This is a genomic window from Planktothricoides raciborskii GIHE-MW2 (assembly GCF_040564635.1).
Lineage (GTDB): Bacteria > Cyanobacteriota > Cyanobacteriia > Cyanobacteriales > Laspinemataceae > Planktothricoides > Planktothricoides raciborskii.
Window position 1 is genome coordinate 6,587,812 of sequence record NZ_CP159837.1, and the last position, 21,651, is coordinate 6,609,462.

At 44.1% G+C, this 21,651-nt stretch carries 20 protein-coding genes and 1 pseudogene; 9 read left to right on the plus strand and 12 right to left on the minus strand.

Annotated elements, in window-relative coordinates; genetic code table 11:
* Nucleotides 1-107: 107 nt before the first annotated feature.
* The 4 genes from nusA to infB all read left to right on the plus strand — a co-directional run bounded on the left by nusA (nucleotide 108) and on the right by infB (nucleotide 5,813).
* On the plus strand, nucleotides 108-1,337 hold the full coding sequence (nusA, locus tag ABWT76_RS28075; RefSeq protein WP_054468963.1) for a transcription termination factor NusA: 1,230 nt from the start codon (nucleotides 108-110) through the stop codon (nucleotides 1,335-1,337).
* Between the two features lie 380 nt (nucleotides 1,338-1,717).
* Nucleotides 1,718-1,996, plus strand: coding sequence for a YlxR family protein (locus tag ABWT76_RS28080; RefSeq protein WP_054468962.1), 279 nt, complete (start codon nucleotides 1,718-1,720; stop codon nucleotides 1,994-1,996).
* Nucleotides 1,997-2,147: 151 nt separating this feature from the next.
* Complete coding sequence (locus ABWT76_RS28085; protein WP_054468961.1) at nucleotides 2,148-2,486, plus strand: hypothetical protein; 339 nt, start codon at nucleotides 2,148-2,150, stop codon at nucleotides 2,484-2,486.
* Nucleotides 2,487-2,681: 195 nt separating this feature from the next.
* Nucleotides 2,682-5,813 (plus strand): translation initiation factor IF-2, encoded by a 3,132-nt coding sequence (gene infB / locus ABWT76_RS28090; RefSeq protein WP_054468977.1) that lies wholly within the window; start codon nucleotides 2,682-2,684, stop codon nucleotides 5,811-5,813.
* Between the two features lie 472 nt (nucleotides 5,814-6,285).
* Here infB and ABWT76_RS28095 read toward each other — a convergent pair whose 3' ends face one another.
* The 6 genes from ABWT76_RS28095 to ABWT76_RS28120 form a co-directional block, all read right to left on the minus strand.
* Nucleotides 6,286-6,585 carry a DUF3493 domain-containing protein gene (locus ABWT76_RS28095; RefSeq protein WP_190878239.1) on the minus strand — a complete coding sequence of 100 codons (300 nt, stop codon included), beginning with the start codon at nucleotides 6,583-6,585 and terminating at the stop codon, nucleotides 6,286-6,288.
* A gap of 57 nt (nucleotides 6,586-6,642) precedes the next feature.
* Complete coding sequence (locus ABWT76_RS28100) at nucleotides 6,643-8,091, minus strand: bifunctional orotidine-5'-phosphate decarboxylase/orotate phosphoribosyltransferase (RefSeq protein WP_190878237.1); 1,449 nt, start codon at nucleotides 8,089-8,091, stop codon at nucleotides 6,643-6,645.
* 145 nt (nucleotides 8,092-8,236) lie between these two features.
* The gene (locus tag ABWT76_RS28105; protein ID WP_054468958.1) at nucleotides 8,237-8,587 is read right to left on the minus strand and encodes a nuclear transport factor 2 family protein; all 351 of its coding nucleotides are present in this window, start codon (nucleotides 8,585-8,587) and stop codon (nucleotides 8,237-8,239) included.
* A gap of 207 nt (nucleotides 8,588-8,794) precedes the next feature.
* Nucleotides 8,795-10,324, minus strand: coding sequence for a YifB family Mg chelatase-like AAA ATPase (locus tag ABWT76_RS28110; protein ID WP_190878300.1), 1,530 nt, complete (start codon nucleotides 10,322-10,324; stop codon nucleotides 8,795-8,797).
* Nucleotides 10,325-10,793: 469 nt separating this feature from the next.
* Nucleotides 10,794-12,896 (minus strand): hypothetical protein, encoded by a 2,103-nt coding sequence (locus tag ABWT76_RS28115; protein ID WP_354635293.1) that lies wholly within the window; start codon nucleotides 12,894-12,896, stop codon nucleotides 10,794-10,796.
* Nucleotides 12,897-13,123: 227 nt separating this feature from the next.
* Entirely contained in the window at nucleotides 13,124-14,431 is a 1,308-nt protein-coding gene (locus tag ABWT76_RS28120; RefSeq protein ID WP_354635294.1) for a LuxR C-terminal-related transcriptional regulator, read from the minus strand.
* 259 nt (nucleotides 14,432-14,690) lie between these two features.
* On the opposite strand from ABWT76_RS28120, the gene ABWT76_RS28125 reads away from it, so the two are divergent.
* From ABWT76_RS28125 to ABWT76_RS28145, 5 genes are all read left to right on the plus strand, one after another.
* Complete coding sequence (locus tag ABWT76_RS28125; protein WP_354635295.1) at nucleotides 14,691-15,071, plus strand: hypothetical protein; 381 nt, start codon at nucleotides 14,691-14,693, stop codon at nucleotides 15,069-15,071.
* A 75-nt stretch (nucleotides 15,072-15,146) separates the two neighbouring features.
* Nucleotides 15,147-15,779: a hypothetical protein gene (locus ABWT76_RS28130; RefSeq protein WP_054468954.1), complete on the plus strand. Its 633-nt coding sequence runs from the start codon at nucleotides 15,147-15,149 to the stop codon at nucleotides 15,777-15,779.
* Nucleotides 15,780-15,963: 184 nt separating this feature from the next.
* On the plus strand, nucleotides 15,964-17,028 hold the full coding sequence (locus ABWT76_RS28135; RefSeq protein WP_354635296.1) for a hypothetical protein: 1,065 nt from the start codon (nucleotides 15,964-15,966) through the stop codon (nucleotides 17,026-17,028).
* 505 nt (nucleotides 17,029-17,533) lie between these two features.
* The gene (locus tag ABWT76_RS28140) at nucleotides 17,534-17,797 is read left to right on the plus strand and encodes an Rpn family recombination-promoting nuclease/putative transposase (RefSeq protein ID WP_190878231.1); all 264 of its coding nucleotides are present in this window, start codon (nucleotides 17,534-17,536) and stop codon (nucleotides 17,795-17,797) included.
* Nucleotides 17,798-17,827: 30 nt separating this feature from the next.
* Nucleotides 17,828-18,061 carry a hypothetical protein gene (locus ABWT76_RS28145; protein WP_190878229.1) on the plus strand — a complete coding sequence of 78 codons (234 nt, stop codon included), beginning with the start codon at nucleotides 17,828-17,830 and terminating at the stop codon, nucleotides 18,059-18,061.
* 123 nt (nucleotides 18,062-18,184) lie between these two features.
* Here the strand turns inward: ABWT76_RS28145 and ABWT76_RS28150 are convergent, their stop codons facing one another.
* From ABWT76_RS28150 to ABWT76_RS28175, 6 genes and pseudogenes are all read right to left on the minus strand, one after another.
* Nucleotides 18,185-18,343: a hypothetical protein gene (locus tag ABWT76_RS28150; RefSeq protein ID WP_190882942.1), complete on the minus strand. Its 159-nt coding sequence runs from the start codon at nucleotides 18,341-18,343 to the stop codon at nucleotides 18,185-18,187.
* Between the two features lie 19 nt (nucleotides 18,344-18,362).
* Nucleotides 18,363-18,818 (minus strand): annotated as a pseudogene (locus tag ABWT76_RS28155) (transposase); the annotation flags it as partial.
* 289 nt (nucleotides 18,819-19,107) lie between these two features.
* The gene (locus ABWT76_RS28160; RefSeq protein WP_054468950.1) at nucleotides 19,108-19,758 is read right to left on the minus strand and encodes a Uma2 family endonuclease; all 651 of its coding nucleotides are present in this window, start codon (nucleotides 19,756-19,758) and stop codon (nucleotides 19,108-19,110) included.
* A 42-nt stretch (nucleotides 19,759-19,800) separates the two neighbouring features.
* Complete coding sequence (locus tag ABWT76_RS28165; RefSeq protein ID WP_054468949.1) at nucleotides 19,801-20,430, minus strand: Uma2 family endonuclease; 630 nt, start codon at nucleotides 20,428-20,430, stop codon at nucleotides 19,801-19,803.
* A 108-nt stretch (nucleotides 20,431-20,538) separates the two neighbouring features.
* Nucleotides 20,539-21,186 carry a Uma2 family endonuclease gene (locus ABWT76_RS28170; protein ID WP_354635297.1) on the minus strand — a complete coding sequence of 216 codons (648 nt, stop codon included), beginning with the start codon at nucleotides 21,184-21,186 and terminating at the stop codon, nucleotides 20,539-20,541.
* A gap of 30 nt (nucleotides 21,187-21,216) precedes the next feature.
* Entirely contained in the window at nucleotides 21,217-21,552 is a 336-nt protein-coding gene (locus ABWT76_RS28175) for a XisI protein (RefSeq protein ID WP_054468947.1), read from the minus strand.
* Nucleotides 21,553-21,651 lie beyond the last annotated feature (99 nt).

Genomic DNA, 21,651 nt, shown 5'->3' on the forward strand with positions numbered 1-21,651 from the left:
GATCGTCTCAGATTTTTCTGGCCAGAAAAATCTGGAGGCGTGTTTCAGTGATGGGGCGATCCATTGGTTCTATGCCATGAAACACTTAAAAATTGCAGGAAAAATTTATGACAATGATCAATTTACCCGGACTCCGGGATATGATCGAAAAAATTAGCCAAGAACGAAATTTGCCCAAATCCTCTGTACAAGCGGCCTTAAGAGAAGCCCTAATTAAAGGATATGAACGCTACAGGCGCACCCAAAATATGGAGGGTGACAATTTTGATGAAGATTTTTTTGATAATTTTGAAGTCGAACTGGATACAGAAGAAGAAGGGTTTCGGATTTTAGCCACCAAGACCATTGTCGAAACTGTAGAAAGTATCGATCATCAAATTGCTCTGAAAGAAGTGCAGGAAGTCGCCCCGGAAGCTCAGATGGGAGATACGGTGGTTTTGGATGTGACTCCTTCTCAGCGAGAGTTTGGTCGCATGGCAGCGATTCAGACCAAGCAGGTTCTCTCCCAAAAGTTGCGGGATCAGCAGCGCCAAATGGTTCAAGAAGAGTTTCAAGAACTCGAAGGTACGGTGTTACAAGCCAAAGTGCTTAGGTTTGAACGCCAATCGGCAATTCTGGCGGTGAATAGTGGTTTGGGTAAACCGGATGTGGAAGCTGAACTGCCTAAGCGGGAACAGCTACCGAACGATAATTATCGAGCGGGATCGACGATTAAGGTTTATTTGAAAAAAGTCCGGGAAGGCCCGCATCGTGGCCCGCAATTGTTGGTGTCTCGTGCGGATGCCGGTTTAGTGGTTTATTTGTTTGCCAACGAAGTCCCAGAAATTGAGGATGAGGTGGTACGCATTGTGGCGGTCGCCCGCGAAGCTAATCCCCCTTCCCGATATGTTGGGCCACGGACAAAAATTGCCGTAGATACTTTAGAACGTGATGTGGATCCCGTGGGGGCTTGTATTGGCGCCCGGGGATCGCGGATTCAAGTGGTGGTTAATGAATTGCGGGGCGAAAAAATTGATGTGATCCGCTGGTCTCCAGATCCAGCCACTTATATTGCCAATGCTCTGAGTCCGGCAAAAGTCGATCAGGTGCTTTTGGTGGATCCTGATTCCAGGCAAGCTCATGTGCTGGTGCCAGACGATCAACTCAGCTTGGCGATTGGTAAGGAGGGACAAAATGTCCGGCTGGCAGCCCGATTGACGGGTTGGAAAATAGATATTAAAGATACGGCTAAATATGAGGAAGTGATGGACAGTCCCGAAGAGAATGAGGATGAAGAATCTCTGGATGAAGAATTTCTGGAAGAACCAGAATTAGAGGTACAAACGAAAAAATCTTAGTTAGAGGGGAGGAGCGGCGACCTCAGCACCGTAGACGATTGCGCCATTCCTTCCTGGGTGGATGATGGGTTAGAATCACGGCGATTCCCATTTTCAATTTATTTCTGAATTCATCTCTAGGATTTCTGAGCTTTGTTACTCGTTTCAGAGATGTTACTCCTAATTTTGAAGATGGGAATCACAATCGTTCTGATTATCGTTTGATCCCGGATCGCTCAGTGCTGATGCTCAAAATTTTCTGGATTTGATCACATAACAACAGATCCGGGAAAACCGCGATCGCCTAAAATAAATAAGAGTCCTCTATTTTGTCATTGATCCTAGGTGAAAGACGATCGAGATCCCTATGCTTTCTTGGACTGAGCACAGTATATTTGTACATGAAACCAAACTACCGGCGTTGTGTCAGTTGCCGCCAAGTCTTCGCCAAACATGAGTTATGGCGCGTTGTTCGGGTCTATCCATCTCATCAGGTACAATTGGATCGTGGGATGGGTAGATCGGCTTATCTGTGTCCGCAAGCAACTTGCCTACAAGCGGCTCAAAAGAAAAATCGCCTGGGCAAAGCGCTCAGATCCCCGGTTCCTCCAGAACTTTATCAAACACTCTGGGAAAAAATTCCCCTGATGTCTTCAACCGAGCGAACCCAAGACCCCTGAGCTAACCCGGAATGTTAATTCAGCAGATGCTCAAATTCCCCGGCTGCGATCGTTAGCATAACCAACTATCTCAGTAACTCTGCCCATCCTAACCTCTGACAACCCTAGCGAACATCTGAAGTGAGCCGCCCTAACACAGCACAACTAACAAATGACAAAGTTCAACAGCTTAAGATTTGAAAATCAAATTCATAGTGATCCATTTCATCTACAATTCTATAAAAATTCGTGCCAAACTATCAAAGAAGCTGTTTTACAACTTGACTGGGGATGGGCTACACCAACATATATGAACTTTGATTACTGGAATAGCTACATCAAGATTCGTGGTCAACCTAGATCCAATCTAGATAGCTCCGGCTTAACAAGAAAACCTAAATTTCATCGCGTAGGCAATCATCCTGCCACTGTTGGTGGTGTTACATGGGTTCTCCTGATGAAAACACACCAGATGATTCCTGACTATCGTTTGGCAAAATATCGGGATTAATGACATTAATGTTAACCAGATAAAAATAGCGTTTAAACCTCAAACTCGGATGAGAGATAAAGGGTCATAATTATTGCCAAAAAGCTGGTTTTCAACATATGGTTTCTTGTATAAGTCAAATCAGACAGGAAAGCAAATTCCCCTGATTTGTCAATAATGTCGGAGCAACAAAAAGAATCGTCGGCAGGAGGTTTTATGAGTGAAAAAGTCAGAATTTATGAACTTTCAAAAGAACTTAATTTGGATAATAGAGACATTTTAGCAGTTTGCGAACAGCTAAATATTTCCGTAAAAAGCCATAGCAGCACAATCACAGAAGATGATGCTGCTCGTATTCGTGCTTACTCAGAAAAGCACCCAGAAGCACGCTCATTAGGTCTAATGAAAAATAAAGCATCTTTCAATCCAGACGATCTAGAATCTGGAGGCAAGAAAAAATTAGAAATTCGCCAATTCAAAAAATCACAGGATCACGAACAACATTTGGATAGCATTTCACAAGTAGACCAAACAGAAGTCAAACAACTACAACCACCCCCGGTAAAAAAACAGCCCAACTTGTCTATGAAGCAAAATACCCTATCAAAACCATCTGAAATCTTGGAAACCCGTAGCAATCAGGCAGCGGATGTCGCTACATATGTCACAGAAAAGGAAGCATCGCCAGTGCAGGTAAATTCATCATCAGAACCCCAATATTCCCAAGAATTAGAAACTTCTGCGAGCATGACTGAACCAGAAAACTCCAGCGAGTCATTAGAAGCGACGGCTGCCTCTCTCATGGCACCCCCCGTAAGACCAGAACCTCCCCAAAAGAAATCAAGGGAAGCTGGCAAGAATCGGCCTATTCCCAAAAATCAAAAAAATAAACCACAGAAACCAGTGGGGATCAAATCAGTTGGCCCTGAATCCAAGCCAGCGGAAATCAGTGGCTCTAAAGAGGAAGTCAAAAAACCGGCGCAGGTAACTAAAACATCTCCAACTCGCCTGAAAAAAAATGCTTCTGTTCCCTCTAAATCAGTCCCAGAACTGGTGCGTCCTCGTGCCTCTGTTCCCCCAGTGATTGACAAGGATGATATAGAAGATGATGAGCCGATCATTGAAACTGAGGCGATCGTGGATTTTGATGAGGAAATCGTCGAGATCGAAAAACCCCGTTTGAAACGACCCATTCCTCCTAAGAGTGCTAAAAAATCTAAAAAGCAGAAAGATACCAAAGATATTGATGATGAGGACAATCCAGAATTACTTGATGGTTCTCAGAAAAAAGTTGCCCCTGGAAAACGTCGTCTCAAACCCTTGAAAGTTGAAGACGATGATGATGATTTTGATAGTGAATTAGACTTTGGTAATTCCATTACTAAGGTGGGTCTTTCGATCGCCCGTCCTCCCAAAGCGAAATCATCTCCTGGCAACCAGCCAAAAACCCCAGGGCCATCTACAGGTGGGTCAGGGGTTAAAGCGAAAAAAGCAGACCGGGATGGTTCGGCGGCGGCAAATCGTCGATATCGTCGCCAAGAAACTCCAGGGAAAAAACCCCGCCCTGAGAAAATTACCATGACTGGGCTGTTGACAATTCGCGAACTGGCAGACTTAATGGCGGTTCCAGAAACAGAAATTGTCAAAACCTTATTCTTCAAGGGGATCGCCGTTAATATTACCCAGAGCTTGGATTACGAAACTGCCAAAATGGTGGCAGAAGAGTTTGAGATCCAAGTAGAAGCGGCTGAAGCTAAATCTGAAGCCAAAAAAGTCCGAGAATTCCTCAATGCCGAAGATTTAGATAATCTTCAGTTGCGACCCCCAGTGGTGACGATTATGGGTCACGTAGACCACGGGAAAACCACTCTACTCGACTCGATTCGGAAAACCAAGGTCGCTCAGGGCGAAGCGGGCGGCATTACCCAGCATATTGGTGCCTACCATGTGGATGTGGAATATAATGGGGCGCTTCAGCAGGTGGTGTTCCTGGATACTCCTGGTCACGAGGCTTTTACCGCTATGCGAGCTCGCGGCACCCGCGTCACTGATATTGCCATTCTGGTGGTCGCCGCTGATGATGGGGTGCAACCACAAACCATCGAAGCGATCAGTCACGCTAAAGCAGCGGAAGTCCCCATCATCGTAGCGATTAATAAAATCGACAAAGAAGGCGCCCAACCTGAGCGGGTGATGCAACAGTTGGCCGAATATGGTCTGGTGTCAGAAGACTGGGGCGGTGATACCACTATGGTGCCTATCAGTGCCATGAAAGGTCAAAACCTGGATGAGCTTTTAGAGATGATCCTCTTGCAGGCGGAAATTGAAGAACTCTCCGCTAACCCAGACCGTGCAGCGGTCGGTACGGTGATTGAAGCCCATTTGGATAAAGCCAAAGGCCCCGTGGCTAGTTTGCTGGTGCAAAATGGTACGCTCCGTGTGGGCGATATTTTGGTGGCTGGCTCCACGATCGGTAAGGTCCGCGCCATGATTGATGACCGAGGACAGCGGGTTGAAGAAGCTCGGCCATCTTTTGCGGTGGAAGTGTTGGGCTTGAATGATGTTCCCGCTGCCGGGGATGATTTCGAGGTATTCGAGAATGAAAAAGATGGTCGTGCGGTTGCGGAAGCACGGGCCGATGAAAAACGGGCATCTCGTTTACAGCAAACAATGGCATCCCGACGGGTGACTCTGACTACTATTTCCGAGCAAGCCAAGGAAGGTGAACTGAAGGATCTGAATTTGATCCTTAAGGCAGACGTACAAGGATCCGTTGAGGCGATCTTGCAGTCTCTGGAACAGTTACCTCAAAATGAGGTGCAGGTGCGAGTGCTGTTAAGTGCGCCTGGTGAAATCACCGAGACGGATGTGGATTTGGCCGCTGCCAGTAATGCGGTGATTATTGGCTTTAATACCACTTTTGCCCCGGGCGCCCGCCATGCAGCGGATCAAGCAGGAGTTGATGTTCGCGATTACGACATTATTTATAATCTCCTGGATGATATCCGCGCCGCTATGGAAGGTCTGTTGGAACCAGAATTGGTTGAAGAACACCTGGGACAAGCGGAAGTCCGTGCGGTGTTTAGCATTGGCAAGGGCGCGGTGGCCGGTTGCTACATTCAAAATGGCAAGGTGATTCGCAACTGTAAGGTGCGAGTCCGTCGTCGCGATCAAGTGATCTATGAAGGAATGCTTGATTCTCTCAAACGGATGAAGGAAGATGCCCGCGAAGTTAACACAGGTTATGAGTGCGGTATCGGCATTGATAGTTTCAGTGATTGGAATGAAGGGGATATTATTGAGGCTTACCGGATGGTGACTAAGCGTCGGACTCTGGCTTCTAAGTAGCTTCTCAGTAGTTCCACATCCCGTTAGCGATCGCCGCTAATCGCCGATTTAGTTAGCGATCGCCATTTGTTAGTTCTGAAGAATAATCAAAAAGGATCGAGTCCTAAAACAGGCTTGATCCTTTTTTTCTTTTTTCGTCGGTGGGTGCGGGGGAGGCGGAGGTGCAAGGGGGTGTAGGGGTGATAATGTCGAAGCACTGGTCTTCCTATGGGTGGATACCAGTGCTTCGCATTTTATGAGTCGTATTTATTTTTAGGGTCTTTATTTCGGCTGACCCCATTTCAACTGCAACACTTATATCTTGACACATATATGGGCAAACCCTGACTTTCGTAATAATTTCTTTAGATTCTTCAGCGCCATTTAATGATTGGGATCTGAGTTTTTGTTTCCAACATCCGGTTCACCGTCGATTTTGGCGAATTCCGCTCCGGGATGGAATGGCGAAAAAGTTCATTTGATCAGGGTTGGGTTATTTTTTGCGGTTTTCCCAGCGGAATAGCCAAACCATCAGGGCGATCAGTCCAATTTGTAGGGCGAGGTTGGGTAAGGTGGAAGTGTCTTGGCGACCGGCCAGGAATTGTAAGCAGAATATAAAGGCACCAATGGCACCAGAGGCGCCAAAGGAGATATACACGAATTTCCGCAGTCCCCGATAAGGGGCGATCGCCTCCCCTTTTAACCGAGCATATTTTTCTCTGCTTAAGTTTTGCGGATTACGGGGGGAATTCACGGTTTTTTTAGGACTGGGATTAGGACTGGGATTGGTCATAATGTTGCGATCAATTTTTAGGATTTTTCTGCTTGAATCTGAGTTATTTCTGGGTAATTATTGACTTTCTTGGAAAAATTCATATTGCTGGCTATCAATGCGCTGAGTTTGATACAATGTTTCGGCAATTTCTGATATGCTCAGGACTGAATGTCCCCGATAGCCATTTTGTTTCAGTCGGTCTTTGACCCCTTTTTCGTGATCGATTAATACTACAATATCCTCAACGTTTAATCCCGTTGATTTGAGTTTTTCTGCCCCTTCCATGACACTTTTGCCGCTAATCAAAATATCATCAACGACTACTACGGTTTCTCCGGGATTAAAATGCCCTTCTACGAGTCTTCGAGTGCCATGAGCTTTGACTTCTTTGCGGGGAAAAATCATCGGATAGTTCATCCGTAATGCTAATCCCGTGGCGGTGGGTAAGGCGCCGTAGGGAATTCCGGCAATGCGATCGAATTTAAGCTGTTGTAAAATTTCCGCGTAGGCGCTGATAATTCGGTCGAATATTTGGGGGTTAGAGATAATTTTTCGCAGATCAATATAATAAGGAAATGTAGCGCCAGAGGCTTGCACATATTGACCAAACATAATGCAGCCTAAGTCGTGTAGTTGTAAAATTAATTCCGTATTGGGGTTTTGTTCCGGTAAAGTAAAATCGGGAAACCACACGGAACAAGCCTGATTTTCATGGGTAATTCTAATTCGGGCTTGATTGATTATTTCACAAAGATCCAAGATTTCTATTTTGGGTTCTGCTCGGCTTAAAATGTCTTGGGGAATGGGAATAATTAAGCCGTTGCCACTAGGATTTAACCCCGCAGTTAAGGTTTGAGCCAGATCATTTCCTTCTGCCCAAATACTGCGGGCAAGGATTAATCTTTCGGGGGCGATCGCGCGAATTTTTGCCAGAACATCGGCCCCTGCCACACCCACTTCTAAAGCTACTTGTTCTGGGGTTCCCCAGGTTTGCGCCTCTTTGACCACCTGTAAGTAAAGGGGTGATTTCTCTGTGGGATATTGTTGGATGGGAATAGCTGCGGGATTGGATGTATAGCAGAGAACCACGATCGCTTTATCCGTATAGATTAAAAAAGGTGCCGCTAAGTCTTGTCCTGGGTAAGGACTAATGGTGACTGCATCTACTTGCCAATGTTCAAAAATAGTTTCGGCAAAGATACTACTACTATTAAGATCCCCGTGGGTGGCATCCAGAATGATGGGAATATGGGCAGGAATTGCCGCTAAAGTTGTTTGCAATAATTCGATTCCGGGGGCTCCCAAGGCGGTATAAAATCCCAGGGTGGGTTTGTAAGCACAGACTAAATCCGCACTTTGCTTGATTAGGAAGTGCAGCCAGTCTTGCAAGCAATGCATCAAGTCAGAGGAATTTTCCGGGGTGCCATAATGCACCGGCAACAATTCTGGGTTGGGATCTAGTCCGAGATATAGGACACTTTGATTTTGCTCAATGGCGGCATTTAATTTATCTAAAAAGTTCATATTTTTATGGGTGATATTTTTAGTTCAATCGGTAATTTATGACCAATAATATTAGCTAATTTATATCAATTTGCTTTAATGATTCAGATTACTGGCGAGCATATGAGTTAGTTTATTTTTTGGGTGCAGCCTTTTTTAATATGAATTAGCAACGATACTCTCGCCAACGATAAATTAAACCGGATTTAAAGTCAAGCACGATCGCATTATTCCGACATTTGGTTTCGCCGGTAATCTGATTCCGGTCTTCCCAACACCACTCCACCAGGGCTTGATCTCCTTCTACCAGAATCCGGTTGATGTTAATTTTGATATCGACTAAAGTGCGGAGATAATCTGCGGTGATTTTTTGAATTGCCGCTTTGCCGATGAGGTGATGATCCGGCAAGATAATCTCACTATTGACCGCAAATAGGGCAGCAAATGCCTGGGCGTTTTTGGTCATGCACGCATGAGCGGCTTGTTGAATTATTGCTCTAATGGTTTCTGGCCTCATTAATGTGCTAATTGTTAAGGTTCGTTAAATTATAATAGCATTAGACGCTCAAATATTGGTTATTGGGAACACAATTTAAACGTCAGCTAGAGAATATAATACGATAATTTTTGACTGGCTGAATCTGCATAAATTTAGTTGAATTTATCATAAATCTCTGGTAAGATAAAACATTGAACCTCCTAGTTATATAATTTAATGATATAATTATTGTATGCGATCGATGGTGCGATATTGAATCGCTTCGGCCACATGGTGAATTTTTAACTGTTCATCCCCGGCTAGGTCGGCAATGGTGCGGGAAACTTTGAGGATGCGATCGGTCGCTCTGGCAGAAAGTCCGAGTTTGCGAATGGCTCCTTCTAATAAGTTGCGGATCGGTTCATCTATGGGACACCATTGGCGGATATGACTAGCTTGCATATTGGCATTGCATTGTAGGGCAGGGTCTTGTTTGAAACGGTGATGGGCGCGATCGCGGGCTGCTTTGACTCGTTCTCGAACTGGGGCAGACGGTTCCCCGGTAGTTTGGCGGGTGATTTCTTCGGGTTTGAGGCGATTCACCATTACTTGTAAGTCGATGCGATCCATTAAAGGGCCGGAGAGTTTGGCCCAATATTGCTCCCTTTGGCGCGGGGTACAGGTACAAGCTTGAATCGGATCGCCGTAATAGCCGCAGGGACAAGGGTTGGTACTGGCGACTAGGGTAAACTGGGCGGGAAACCGGACGGTTTGCTTGGTTCGGGATATGGTGACATGGCCATCTTCGAGGGGTTGGCGGAGAAATTCCAGGACATCCCGCTTAAATTCTGTTAATTCGTCGGCGAAAAGTACACCTCGGTGGGCCAGGGAAATTTCTCCGGGACGGGGATAGGTGCCACCACCGACGAGGGAAGGGCCAGAGGCAGAGTGGTGGGGACTGCGAAAGGGGCGATCGCTGACCAAAGTCCCATAATCTTTGAGTAACCCGGCTACGGAATGAATTTGGGTGACTTCTAAGGCTTCTTCAAAGCTTAACGGGGGCAAAATTCCCGGTAAGCGTCGGGCTAACATGGTTTTGCCACTTCCCGGCGGCCCGACAAAGATTAAGTTATGTCCTCCAGCCGCAGCAATTTCTAAGGCGCGTCGGGCATGAGTTTGTCCTTTGACATCTTTTAAATCCAAACCGTTAAAACGGTTATTCACTAACTCACTTTCTCCATCAACTTTGACCGGGGAAAACTTTTTACTATTGTTGAGTAAGTCGGCGACTTCGGCAATGTTGCGACAGCCGTAAACGTCCAGACCTTTGACCACGGCGGCTTCTCTGGCATTTTTCTCTGGAACCACCAGGGCGCTAATTCCTTGTTGTTGGGCCGCAGCAGCGATCGGCAGTACCCCGGCAACCGGGCGCAAACTCCCATCCAGAGAAACTTCGCCTAAAAATAGATAATCTCCCAATAGTTCTGGATTGACTTGTTCTGATGCAGCTAAAATTCCCACGGCAATGGGTAAGTCAAAGCTGGGGCCTTCTTTGCGGAGGTCTGCGGGGGTCAGGTTAATGACGATCCGCCGCATGGGGAAGACATAACCGGCATTTTTCAAAGCCGCTTTGACCCGTTCTTTGGACTCTTGTACGGCGGTATCGGGCAAACCGACGACCACCATTGCCGGTAAACCACCGGAAACATCGACTTCTGCCCCTACTTTTACGGCGTCTATACCAACGATCGCTGCACTCCAAACTCTTGCAAGCACTTTAGTTTCCCTGAATCCATAACCATAATATAGTGCGATCGCGATCGTCTGAAAAGCCCCCTGGGAAAAACCAGAAACCGGGTTTCTTTTTCGCTTACCACAGTTATCTTTGGAAACCACCACAGAAACCCGGTTTCTTTTGCCCCAGCGACCAAACCCAGAAACCGGGTTTCTTTTTCGCTTACCACAGTTATCTTTGGAAACCACCAGAGAAACCCGGTTTCTTTTGCCCCAGCGACCAAACCCAGAAACCGGGTTTCTTTTTCGCTTACCACAGTTATCTTGGGAAACCACCAGAGAAACCCGGTTTCTTTAACCCCAGCGACCAAACCCAGAAACCTCACCCAGAAACCGGGTTTCTTATTCGCAAAAAACAGATAACTTTGATACTCACAACAGAAACCCGGTTTCTCTACCCCCGCAAGAAACCCCAGAAACCGGGTTTCTTCTCTGCTTACCACAGTTATCTTTATTTTCCACCAGAGAAACCCGGTTTCTTTTCCACCCAAAGGCGAAACAACTCCACCAGAATTCGCAAATTACCCGCTTTTTCCTCAACCACATCATGCCGCTTTAACCCCTTAATTGCTTCTAATAACACCTCCTCATCAAGTCCCGTAATTTCCCGAACCATCTCCACAGGTAAACCGGATTTATACGGCGCTAAAATTTGTAAAATCTCTTGTTGTCCTGGGACATCTTGGGCTGCTTGCCCCCAAACCCCAGTAAAATAATAACGACCGCGTTGATAAAATTCCGGGTCATTAATCACCGCTTCCACATCGTCAACGGTAAACACCGGGTCGCGTTTTTTGCCCGTTTCAAACATTTCTTGATTATAATGGCGAACTAACTGGAAACCCACCAACTGCACCAAAAAAGGTTGACCACAAGTTAAATCATAGATAAAATCTAAAGCATTCGGTTGATAATCCAGGATAAAATCCTCATCGGGATTAGCCAACAACTGCGCCGTTGAACCACGGGATAAAAAACTCACGGGGATGGGAATAATACTGGCAAAAAAGGGTTGAAAATAATCCTCGGTCATTTCCTCCAAAGTATGCAACCCGGCAAAAGCAAAAGCAATTCTAGGACTCGCTTGCACCTGTGTCCGCAGCATTCCCATAAACCCTGGTTCGATTTTTCCCGCATTAATCAGGTCTTCGATTTTCTCAAATTCATCTAAAGCAATAATTAATCCCTTGCCCTCTCTTAAATCCCCTTTTTCCAGGGATTTTTGGGGGGATTCTTCTCTTAAGCCCCCTTTTTGAAGGGGGGTTTGGGGGGATTCTACCAACACTTTATCAACCTGTTGTAAAAATCTTCTAAAAGTCGGATAAGGTAACTTTAATAAATCCTCATCTGCCGGGGGAGAAATATTTATAATCTCAGCAATTTCATCACAAATTGCCATCAATACTTCCCCCACTCCTTGCGGGGCATTGCCCACATTTAGCATATTCACATAAGCTAGTTTTACCCCATCCCCTAGGCAAGCATTGACATTTCTCAGAATCGAAGTTTTCCCCATGCGACGATGGCCAAACAATACCACAGACTGAAGCCTATTTGCTTCGATCCATAATTCTTCTAGCTGTTTGAGAATATCTTCTCGTCCCACAAATAAACTGCCCTCTACCGGGTTGCCAATTACATAGGGACTTCTGACAGGTTCGGTGATGGTGACATTCCCCACTTCCCCGGCAAGCTGTAGCAAAGCATTTTGCCAAGTGTGAGCAATTTTAAGAATTAATTCTCTTTCGGCTTGAGGGATATTTTTCGGATTATCTCTAATCGTTTGCAGTTCTGCTTGGGCACGGTTTAATGCTAAAGAACGAGCCGAAGGAGAAGCACTTTGGTGAATTGCCAGCACTTCAGAAACAACAACATGATATAAACGATGAATCGTTGCCCATGTGTCTAAACTAAGAGATTCTTTATCCGCCGGAATAAGACTTGCATTTAATCTTTCTAATTCTTGTAAAAGAACATTTATATCAGTATCTTCTCCTTGAGAAAATGTGCTGAAAAATTTTCTGGAAAATCTCAAGCGTTCTATAGTCGATCTAAAGTTAGATTTTGTAATTTGTTCTCCTAAAACATGGGATAGTATTCTATATAAGTTCGATCCTGAATTTTTTATATGGTCGCGGCTATAATCATTATTTATCGCAATTTCTTCGTATGTTTTTCCGTTCCAGGCACCGAATAAAATAATTCGCTGTAAATTATTAATATGTTTCCCTGTTTTTCTCAGCAAAATATCATCTATGAATGCCAACATTTCTTCGCTATCCATTGGTTGAGACAATGTGCCTGATAACTCTCTGGGAACTGTGGATTGTAAATCGCTGATATCGGCAATAAATTCCCAATGATCAATGCCCAGCGCCTTGCAAATGTTGATAAATGTTTCTCGTTGAATAGGCCCTCCTTGAAAAAACCGTCTTAAACTTGCTTCTGAAATAAAAACCATGCTACTTAAATTGCTTAACGTCAAACCTTGCTCGCGTCTGGCTTGATTAACAATGGCTAGACCGGCTGGAGATACTCGAAGCGTATTTCTCATCTAAAATCACCACAATTAAGTAAACTAGCATTTATTTTAACAACAATTAGATAGCCATTCGGTAGGGTGCGTGTTTGCTGGGGATAAGTTTTGGTCGATCGCAGATTAATTGAAAATCCAGCCGTAACGCACCGATGAGCAATTATTAATCTGGAAATCCGGTGCGTTACTTGCGCCCACCTTGGGTTGTGTCGTGAGGCAGAGGGCGCAAGCATTGCGCCCCTACATTAATGACCGTTATTTTTTGCCAAATAATCGGCATAAGTTTCATAACATCGCTGCATGAGTTGCTGAGGATGACCCCCAGTTTCAGCAATAATTTTAGATATTTCCTCTTCGCTAAAAGATACCGGGGTTGGGGCTAGACGCTGGGCAATAAAAGCCCGCGCTGTGGTTTCATCCCAGGGTTCTAGTTTGACTGGAATAAAAAGATTTTCAAAGGGCGAAAGCTTCCCTTGATCTTGATAGAGTTGATCTAAAGATTGACTAGAACCGAATACTAGACGCAAGGGGGCATTCATCCCTTCAGCTAAACCGCGTAGTTCCCCCGCGATTTTACCTTCGATAAATCCGTCCTCAGTCAATTTCTCTACTTTATCCATCACCAATAGCAGTTTTTTATTCTTCAATTCACGCTTTAGCCCAATTCCTCGATTTTCAGTAATTTCCAGGCGATCGCACAAATCCATGTAAAATTCATCCTCATTTTCCAACGATTGCAAATCCAAATATATCCCCTCACGAGGTTGCAGTAGTTGGCTTTTGGCTTCTCGGCAAATAGCCTGCAATACAGAAGATTTGCCAATACCTTTTTCTCCAACTACTGACACATGACTGCCACTATTTAGCAGTTCAAAAATATCTCTAATTTCTTTTTCTCGATTAAAGAATAACTTTGGGTCATCTACTCTCCCGGTAAGAGGGATAAACGGGTTACGGGGGTGGGGTGGAGAGTCGGTTTTATTATCTGTTTTTGTGACATTAGGGGCAGAATCCCCCCCCGCCCCCCTTGAAAAGGGGGGAGTAGAGTTGGCTTCTGTGACATTAAAGGCAGGATCCCCCCCCGCCCCCCTTAAAAAGGGGGGAGTAGAGTTAGCTTCTGTGACATTAGAGGCTAGATCCCCCCCAGCCCCCCTTGAAAAGGGGGGAGTAGAGTTGGCTTCTGTGACATTAGGGGCTAGATTACCCCCAGCCCCCCTTTTTAAGGGGGGAATAGAGTCTACTTCTGTGACATTATGGGCAGGATCCGCCCCCGCCCCCCTGAAAAAGGGGGGAGTAGTGAGGAGCATTTCCGGTTTATGTTGGGCAAAGAGCTTAAATAAGTCACTACGACGCGATCGCCGGTCTTTGGGAAAGTCACTATTAAGGTCAAGAACCCGGTAAATCCTTTCTATATGCTTTCTGACTGTAGGGGGTTGGATGCCCATGTTCTCGGCAATTTCCTCATCGGGTATCCCTTGCAACACCTGAGTCAGTACCTCGTGCAGCTTCGGGGTGAGTTGGGCGTATTTTTCCTCAAACTCTTGTGTATCCATAGATTTTGGTCTTTTATATGCGTTGATGTGAAATGAGGGGTGCTTTGTTCCTCTTCTATTGTACCCCCTGGACACGGACAACCTAAGTTTTCCCCGATGTAATATTTTTTAACAAAGCCGAAAAGCCTATATAGCAAAGAGTTTTTCTGCTTTTGTCACAAGGATTAGAAATTTTTTGCTGACTAGGGGTTGTCACTTACGCTTAATGTGACATAAAGTAGTAATGTCACAGAATGAGACAAAAACCAGGAGTTAACCCATGCAGCTATTTAACCCCTCGATCGAATACGGCCTCGACTTGGCCGCCGTGCGCCAAAGCTATCCGAAATTAATTGAACGCCCTTTTTGCTTTAGTGCCTATATGCCTGCGGATTATAACCCAGAAATTGAAGCGTTGAGCCACCAGCTAACCTTTCTGTTTGGTGGCACCAGTCGTTCCCTCATTCAAGGAACTTGGGGACAACCCATTGAATCAGAAGCCATTTCTAAAATCAATTGTTTCACCGATCGCCTCACCCTCGAAAAAAACCTTTCCGCAGCGATCGCTCACAGTTGCCATACGGCGAAGCTTTGCCGCCAAAAGTCGGTAGCGATGGAGATTTCTAGAAACAGCATTATGTGGGAATTTCCCTTGGTTTAATCAGCGGTTAGTTTGGCGGACACGGCCATGCCGTGTCCCTACGGTGCGATGAATTTTTACTACAGGAGAAAACTGATGCATAAATATCATAAATTGCTTCAAAATTCGGTTAAATTAATCGCTTTTTTTCTGATTTCATTCGCGATCGCTGCTTGTGACTCGGAAAAGTCGCAAGTCTATCTGGGAATTCAGGCCAATACTAAAGCAACAGCCGAATTAACCGAGGATTTATTGCATTCAATCGGCAAGCGAACCAAGGGCAACCTAATGAGTATCGACATCTTAAAAGGTGAGTCGGCGCAAACGATTTATTCTAACTCTATTTCTAAGCAAACTTTGCAGGAATTGCGCGAAAAGATCGATCCAAATCCCAATACCCCGAAAATGGATATTATCCCATCGAGCGATCGGGCTTTAGTTGCCGGTTTGCAAAGATTCAAAGATTTAGCCCGCGCTAATCCTAATCAGGAATTTCACGCCTATATTCTCACTCCAGGAACAACCGATGAAACCACCTTAGAACAGATAAAAACGATCTGTCAAGAATTAGCCTCACAAACCCAGGGCGATCGATTTCATATTTACCTGCTTGGACTCACAGAAGAGAATCGCCTCAAAACCGTTTCTGCCCTCCATCCGATTCGGGCAAATGCCTATTCTGCTGGTCAATCTTTCTCGGAAATGCAAAAACTGATTCGCCAGTTTTAGCGGGTAGGGTGCGTTAACCGAAAAAAATTTTTCAGAAACAATCGAAATTTATGTTTCCGGCATAACGCACCAAAGACATAAAAACGGTGCGTTAGACGCTGAGTAACGCACCCTAACAATTTCTAATGTTACTTAATCATAAGGAATAAAAATTATGTGGCTTTGGTTTAGCTGGATTGTTTCAATGTTCGATTCTCTTTTTGGCAACTATCCTTGTATTCCCGATCGCTGGGGAGAACAGGATCAGCTTGATGACGAATCCGTCAAATATATTCAATGGTTCAAAGAGTTATTGCTGAAACTAGCGCCCCAACTCCTTGACCAGTTAAATCGCTCGGTCATTCCTGCGGCGATCGAAGCCAAAAAAATCGCCAATAAACTCGAATCTCTACAACAGCAAAAAACTGAAATTCTTCCAGAAATTGCCGATGCCAAAAAGCGCGTCAAGCGAAATTGGCAAAAAATGCCAAAACTTGAGGAAAAATCTTGGTTACATATTGTATTTCCCATTGGCTTGTCTCTCATGCTAGTTCTGGGAATTTCAGAAATTCTCGGCATTGATATTCAAAGTTTGACTCCCGATCAATATCCTTTATTTATCTTAGGCTTAGGGGGAGCAATTTTCATCAACATTGCCGAAAGTGAATCCATCACTCTCCATGTGCAATATATCCATGCCAGCAAAAAAGGTGCCGCCAAAATTACCTTTTGGCAACTAATGAAAGAAGGTCATCCTGCTTTTTATTTAGCCCTAGTGATTATCATACTCGAAATTGCCTTTGCGACTCCTGGACTGCTGAACCTTTTGCCTCCAAGTCTCAGCGAAAAATTGCTTTGGCAACTGGTTGTTATGTTGGGTGCAGGTTTAGCCGCTTTAGTGAATGTCACTCTCGCTTGGGGCGCAGCGTTACCCAAACTAGAAAACAAAGAAGAAAAGCTGAAAATTGTGGAGGAAATTGAAGAGAAAAATCATCAAATTAATCGCCAAGTCCTAGTGCTTCACAATCTGGAAGAACAAATTCAGGAAACAAAACAGATCCTTTCAGATAGAACAGCGCGGGCAATTAGAGAACATCGCCGCTGGGAATTGTCTGTCAAACACTGTATGCGCTGTTATCGTCAAGCAGTTAAAAAGTTCTATGAACAATATCGGGAAATACAATTAGAAAATGCTAATATTTATGCTTATGACAAAAGCAATATTGAGCAAGGAAATGGACATAAAACACCCTTGAATAAGGAGCGATAAAAAATTACCTTTGTTCAATATATGCTAGAGACAACGCATTGCCGGTAATTATGGGTTTTGCTGGAAAAAACGGTGGTTTAGGACACAGTGCAATGCTGTGTCCATACGAGAAATATTTGCCGGTCATAAAATAGATGAGCAATTCTCAAACCCCAGAAACCGGGTTTCTTTTCCGCTAATCACAGTTATCTTTGTTTCTCACAACAGAAACCCGGTTTCTTTTGTGAGAAACCCCCAAACTCCAGAAACCGGGTTTCTTTTCCGCTAATCACAGTTATCTTTGTTCCCCACAACAGAAACCCGGTTTCTTTCACCCCAAAATACAGATCAAAAAAAGGCGATCGCGCCTTATATCCTTAACCTCAAACCTAGGGACACGGCACAGCACTGTGTCTTTTTTTTACGGCCATTTATTATTAAATAAGATGATATATTTGCAATAAAATTAATTGATTATTTTGATAATTTATGGTTTAATAATATTAAATCAATATGCCATAAACTTATGACGAAAAAAGCCGATATTGGCAGTAAACGGTTAATTAGCCTAGAACCGGAAAAATGGGTAAAGTGGCTAACTTCCTTTACTGATGTACAAGTCCGAGAAATTGTGAACTCGGAATTCCAATGGATTAGCCGAGAAAGTGATGTATTAATCCGCGCTTATACCCCCGAATATGGGGAATTCTTGCTAATCAATGAGTTACAATTATATTACACCGGAAAATTGCCGCGCCGCATCCGAGCTTATGCTGGGTTGGCGGAATAAAAGTATCAGCTACCTGTCTATCCGGTACTGGTGAATATTCTTCAAAGTAGTTATGCCAATATTCCCCAGAGTTACTTTTCGGAATTTGCCGGATTACAAGCGCGTCAAGATTATCGAGTAATTAATCTGTGGGAGGTGAATGCGGAGATAGTTTTTGAGCGATCGCTGACCGCACTTTTACCCTTTGTCCCGGTATTAAAAGGAGGTGGGGAAGAATATACAGTAGTAGGGTGGGCATTGCCCACCCTACATTTACTCCTATAAAAGTGCTTTCGGTAGCCTTCGGTAGGGTGCGTTAGCGACAGCGTAACGCACCGAATATAATAATAGCAAAAAGCCAAAATTAATTTACGATCGTCTATTGGTGCGTTACGGCTGGATTTGCAACTAATCTGTAAAATTCCCAAAATTATTGCCAGTAGGGTGGGCATTGCCCACCAAATCAGAGTTGTTGACCAGATTGGCTTTGTGGGCGATGCCCACCCTACTCACTCCACCAGTTGTAGCATTGCCCACCATAACCCAATAATATATTGTCACCGTCATTTGGTGGGCGATACCCACCCTACTCGCCTACATAATCAATAATGTCCGAAAAAGCAGGAATTTCTGTGGAACACCCCTGACATTGACACGCCCAATCTTCCGAATACATTCCCTGCGCCACATAACACGAAAAACTCGAATATTCCCAAGCGTGAGGGCAAGCAACCAGACCATGCTTAACCGGATTGTAATGGATGTAATCCAGATAGTGATTGACCTGCTGCCGATCGCACAAACTGCGCTCCCAAAACCGACGCTGCCATACATCCCGCTCTCGGTGCTTCCGACGAGAAGCAGAGAGATTCTGGGACATTTCAGCATTGCCACGCAGAGCGCGAGTAAACAAAACTTTCATCCGACCCACACGAGCAGAATAGTTACAGTCCTGTTCTGGCAATTGCCACAGAAAATGGAGATGATCCGGCAGAACAACCGCAGCTATAATGTTGAACGATCGCTCTTCTTTGGTTTGAGCAAGGGCATTGCGAGTTGGATATTATGTGGGCTTTGAAAGAGGGGTTGACGTTGATAGGTGACACAAGTGATAAAAATAATGCTGGCAGGAATCCGAGCACGGCGATATTGAGGCACGATCGGCGATTTTTTTGATGTTTGGGTTAAGTGTTGGTGGGTAATACCCACAAAAATTCAGGATATCGCAACCTTGGTAGGGTGGGCATCGCCCACCATTACCCAACATATCGCGATCCTGATTTGGTGGGCGATGCCCACCCTGCGCTCTGATTTGGTGGGCAATGCCCACCCTAGTATTGTTCGGCAATTTTTTCTCTCACCCAAGCGCGAAACGCTTTCATAGTTTTATTTCTCCCCTCAATTTTACTTTGTTCTAGATATTGGGGAATCACTTCACCCACAGGCAACCCAGGAAAATGAAAACTTTCATTACCTTGAATATATTCCCCCTCTTGTAAGACATTAATCTCTAATTTTGTGCCATTAAACCGCCACAATTCTTTCACTCCTAATGCCTCATAATTATTAAACCTCGTCCGGGAGGTAATATCAATCTCGATCGCTAAATCTGGAGGCGGGTCTATAGTTAAATCAATGCGCTTTTTCCCCCGGACATATGCCTCGTTTTCGATATAGAAACAGTCGTCTGCTTCTAAGCCTTGTTTCATGCTTTCGCTTTTAAAGGTGGTTGACCCTAAACTCCAAAATTCTAGATTCAGTTCTTCTAGAATAATTTTAATCAAATCGCCAATAATCACTTTATTTACTTCATGTTCGGGCAATGGCACCATGATTTCTAAGACTCCCTGACTGTAATTAATTTTTCCTCTCTGTTTTTCCCCAAATTCTTCTAGCATTTGTTCATACATTTGCCAGCTAATATCGGTCATTATGATTTGCTGACCGGGGGGAACGACGATTTGTTTGAGTTGGACTTGCATGGTTTTTACTCCCAAGTTTTTATTCCAAGTTTAACCATTTTCCTACAAAGCCAGAGAAAATATCTGCTCTGCGGATAATTTGAATTCGGGCAAAGTCGGGGAAACAATTGGACTATTGTCTGTAAAAGGATTCATCTGGTACTCTCCGTCAACCATAAGACAAACAAAAATGGTGGGTTGCTTGGGATTACCAATAAACTTTCTCGCTCCCAATGCGGCATAATCAATAATCCAATATTCTTCTATGCCCATTTCTTCATAATCTCTAAGTTTATTATAGTAATCGTCACGCCAATTCGTTGAAACCACTTCTACAATTAATTTAATTGAATCAAGATTTTGGATAATCGATTCGCTTTCCCACCGAGGTTCTGCCCCAATAACTTCTTGGTTCAATACGATAATGTCCGGCTCGTAACCCGATATTTCCCGTTTAGTTTTGACAATCGATTCCCTAGGAATAGTCCAAATTCCGCCTTTGCCCATCTGTCTGATAGTTATCAATATTTGCTCGATTAGAGCCCCGGTTAGGTTTGAATGTTTTCCCTTGGGCTTGGGCATTTCTATAATCACTCCATTATGTAGTTCGTAGCGGACTTTTGAGTTTTCGGGATACCAGCTTATAAACTCATCAAAGCTGTATATTTTGGTTTCGGCTTGGGCTTGAGTCATAATTTATTTTTAGGTTATTTATATTTATAGCTATCTGTAGGTGGGCAATGCCCACCACAACCCAACATATTGCGATCGTGATTTGGTGGGCAATGCCCACCCTAATATTTATTTTTCGGCATTTTGTTCTCTTACCCAAGCGCGAAAGGCTTTCATGGTTTTATTTCGTCCTTCAATTTTACTTTGTTCTAGATATTGGGGAATTACTTCAGCCACAGGCAAACCCGGAAAATGCGGACTTGCTTCATACTGCATATATTCCCCATCTTTTAAGACATTAATCTCTAATTTTGTGCCATTAAACCGCCACAATTTTTTCACCCCTAATGCCTCATAATTATTAAATCGAGTCCGAGAGGTTATATCAATCTCGATCGCTAAATCTGGGGGCGGGTCTATAGTTAAATCAATGCGCTTTTTCCCCCGGACATATGCCTCGTTTTCTATATAGAAACAGCTATCGGCTTCTAGTCCTTGTTTCATGCTTTCACTTTTAAAAGTGGTAGAAGCGAGATTTCTGAACTCAATTTCTAGTTCTTCCAGCAAAATCTCGACCAAGTTAGTGATAATGGTTTTATCATCTTCATGTTCGGGCAATGGCACCATAATTTCTAATACTCCCTGACTGGAATTAATCCGCGCTCCGCGTTTTTCCCCAAATTCTTCTAGCATTTGTTCATACATTTGCCAGCTAATATCGGTCATTAGGAGTTGCTGACCGGGGGGAACGACGATTTGTTTTAGTTGGACTTGCATAATTTTTACTCCCAAGTTTTTATTTCCAGTTTATCCGACGGCAAATTCTGTATATTGGCGCATTTCTGGGTCGCAAAACCCCAAGACAATCTGGTCTTTTCTGATACCATATTGTAACAGATCGTTGGCAATTCCATCTTCAGTGCCGTCTCTTTGAATCCAAATTTTTCCGGCGATAATTTCCAGATGAATCAAACAGCCATGAACGCGCTTGATGCCTTCCCATCCCACAATTACTAATAAATAGCGATCGCTGGCTCGATCAAACACAGTTTTTCTGTCAATTTCTCCATAGGAGTATGGTATTTGGGCGTATTCTGTTAAAATGTTACAGATAATATCTCTCATTTTATCTAAGGAATCCATCGCACAATTTCCTCCTGTTTTGGATTAAAAGGAAAGCTATCGGTATGGTGGGCTGGCATAAAAAAAGCCCACCCTATTATTTTATGATTATAACTGATT

Coding starts and splice junctions, on each gene's coding strand:
- nusA (WP_054468963.1), top strand. CDS start 108: ATGACAATGATCAATTTACCCGGACTCCGGGATATGATCGAAAAAATT.
- ABWT76_RS28080 (WP_054468962.1), top strand. CDS start 1,718: ATGAAACCAAACTACCGGCGTTGTGTCAGTTGCCGCCAAGTCTTCGCC.
- ABWT76_RS28085 (WP_054468961.1), top strand. CDS start 2,148: ATGACAAAGTTCAACAGCTTAAGATTTGAAAATCAAATTCATAGTGAT.
- infB (WP_054468977.1), top strand. CDS start 2,682: ATGAGTGAAAAAGTCAGAATTTATGAACTTTCAAAAGAACTTAATTTG.
- ABWT76_RS28095 (WP_190878239.1), bottom strand. CDS start 6,585: ATGACCAATCCCAGTCCTAATCCCAGTCCTAAAAAAACCGTGAATTCC.
- ABWT76_RS28100 (WP_190878237.1), bottom strand. CDS start 8,091: ATGAACTTTTTAGATAAATTAAATGCCGCCATTGAGCAAAATCAAAGT.
- ABWT76_RS28105 (WP_054468958.1), bottom strand. CDS start 8,587: ATGAGGCCAGAAACCATTAGAGCAATAATTCAACAAGCCGCTCATGCG.
- ABWT76_RS28115 (WP_354635293.1), bottom strand. CDS start 12,896: ATGAGAAATACGCTTCGAGTATCTCCAGCCGGTCTAGCCATTGTTAAT.
- ABWT76_RS28120 (WP_354635294.1), bottom strand. CDS start 14,431: ATGGATACACAAGAGTTTGAGGAAAAATACGCCCAACTCACCCCGAAG.
- ABWT76_RS28125 (WP_354635295.1), top strand. CDS start 14,691: ATGCAGCTATTTAACCCCTCGATCGAATACGGCCTCGACTTGGCCGCC.
- ABWT76_RS28130 (WP_054468954.1), top strand. CDS start 15,147: ATGCATAAATATCATAAATTGCTTCAAAATTCGGTTAAATTAATCGCT.
- ABWT76_RS28135 (WP_354635296.1), top strand. CDS start 15,964: ATGTTCGATTCTCTTTTTGGCAACTATCCTTGTATTCCCGATCGCTGG.
- ABWT76_RS28140 (WP_190878231.1), top strand. CDS start 17,534: ATGACGAAAAAAGCCGATATTGGCAGTAAACGGTTAATTAGCCTAGAA.
- ABWT76_RS28150 (WP_190882942.1), bottom strand. CDS start 18,343: ATGACGGTGACAATATATTATTGGGTTATGGTGGGCAATGCTACAACT.
- ABWT76_RS28160 (WP_054468950.1), bottom strand. CDS start 19,758: ATGCAAGTCCAACTCAAACAAATCGTCGTTCCCCCCGGTCAGCAAATC.
- ABWT76_RS28165 (WP_054468949.1), bottom strand. CDS start 20,430: ATGACTCAAGCCCAAGCCGAAACCAAAATATACAGCTTTGATGAGTTT.
- ABWT76_RS28170 (WP_354635297.1), bottom strand. CDS start 21,186: ATGCAAGTCCAACTAAAACAAATCGTCGTTCCCCCCGGTCAGCAACTC.
- ABWT76_RS28175 (WP_054468947.1), bottom strand. CDS start 21,552: ATGGATTCCTTAGATAAAATGAGAGATATTATCTGTAACATTTTAACA.